2 protein-coding genes are annotated in these 1,761 nt (G+C 66.5%); both read right to left on the bottom strand.

Annotation, left to right across the window (positions count from 1 at the left end; genetic code table 11):
- A partial coding sequence (locus AB0D85_RS52200; RefSeq protein WP_362338759.1) for an alpha-amylase family glycosyl hydrolase occupies positions 1 to 1,019 on the bottom strand: 1,019 nt, incomplete at its 3' end.
- Positions 1,016 to 1,761: alpha amylase C-terminal domain-containing protein (locus tag AB0D85_RS52195; protein ID WP_362338755.1), on the bottom strand; the 746-nt coding region annotated here is incomplete at its 5' end. The genes AB0D85_RS52195 and AB0D85_RS52200, both read right to left, overlap by 4 nt.

Raw genomic sequence — 1,761 nt, 5'->3', positions numbered from 1 at the left:
TCGTCGGTGACCATTTCCAGGGTCAGCTCGTCGTGGTTGCGCAGGAAGATGCCCCACTGGCAGCCGGAGGGGATGGCGGGGGTCTTGGCGAGGATTTCCGAGACCGGGTGGCGGGACTCCCGGCGCACGGCCATGAAGATGCGTGGCATGACCGGGAAGTGGAATGCCATGTGGCACTCGTCGCCGCCCTTTTCGTAGTCGCCGAAGTAGTCGACGACGTCCTCGGGCCACTGGTTGGCCTCCGCCAGCAGCACGGTGTCCGGGTACATCGCGTCGATCTCGCGGCGGACCCGCCGCAGGAACTCATGCGTCGGCGGCAGGTTCTCGCAGTTGGTGCCCTCTTCCGCGTACAGATACGGCACCGCGTCCAGGCGGAAGCCGTCGATGCCCAGGTCCAGCCAGAACCGCAGGGCCGCCAGGACCTCCTCCTGCACCGCCGGGTTCTCGTAGTTGAGGTCCGGCTGATGGGAGAAGAACCGGTGGAAGTAGTACTGGCCGCGCACGGGGTCGAAGGTCCAATTGGAGACCTCGGTGTCGACGAAGATGATCCGCGCGTCCTGGTACTGCTTGTCGTCGTCGGCCCACATGTAGTAGTCGCCGTACGGCCCGTCGGGGTCCTTGCGGGACTCCTGGAACCACGGGTGCTGGTCGCTGGTGTGGTTGACGACGAAGTCGATGATGACGCGCATGCCGCGCTGGTGGGCGGCGTCGACGAACTCCACGAAGTCGGCCAGGTCACCGAACTCGGGAAGGACCGCGGTGTAGTCGGCGACGTCGTAACCGCCGTCCCTGAGGGGCGACTTGAAGAACGGGGGGAGCCAGAGGCAGTCGACGCCGAGCCACTGCAGATAGTCGAGCTTGGCGGTGAGGCCCTTGAGGTCGCCGATGCCGTCGCCGTCGCTGTCCTGGAAGGAGCGGACCAGGACCTCGTAGAAGACGGCGCGTTTGAACCAGTCCGGGTCCCGGTCCTTGGCAGGCGTGTCCTCGAAGGTGTCCGGGACGGGGTCGTTGACAGTCATGACGCGCTGGGCCCTCCGTTCGCTGGTGTCGGCCGCACTACCTGGAGCACATGCGCCGGCGTCCGTCCGGGTGTGAGGCGTACATAGGTGGTCCTGCCCCATGAGTAGGTCTCACCCGTCAGTTCGTCCTGCACGGACAGGACGGAGTTCCAGTCCAGGCCGAGTTGCGGCATGTCCAACGAGACCGTGGCCTCCTGGGTGTGGTGCGGATCGAGGTTGACGACCACCACGACCGTGTCCGACCCGGTGCGCTTGCTGTACGCGATGACGGAGTCGTTGTCCGTGTGGTGGAAGGTCAGGTTGCGCAGACGGTGCAGCGCCGGATGGGCGCGCCGGACGGTGTTGAGCCGGGTGATGAGGGGTGCGATGCCCTCGGTCTGGGCGCGGGCCCAGTCGCGGGGCCTGAGCTGGTACTTCTCGGAGTCGAGGTATTCCTCGCTGCCCTCTCTGAGCGGGGTGTTCTCGCAGAGTTCGTAGCCGCTGTAGATGCCCCAGGTGGGGGAGAGGGTGGCGGCGAGCACGGCGCGCGCCTCGAAGGCGGGCCGGCCGCCGTGCTGGAGGTAGGCGTGCAGGATGTCCGGGGTGTTGACGAAGAGGTTCGGCCGCATCCAGGCGGCGGACTCACCCGACAACTCCGTGAGGTACTGGGTGAGTTCCTGCTTGGTGTTGCGCCAGGTGAAGTACGTGTACGACTGCTGGAAGCCGGTCTGCGCCAGGGTGCGCATCATCGCGGGGCGGGTGA

Source organism: Streptomyces sp. NPDC048277 (genome assembly GCF_040652235.1).
Lineage (GTDB): Bacteria > Actinomycetota > Actinomycetes > Streptomycetales > Streptomycetaceae > Streptomyces.
The sequence above is the reverse complement of the archived record's forward strand: the minus strand, read 5'-3'. Positions and strand labels throughout refer to the sequence as shown.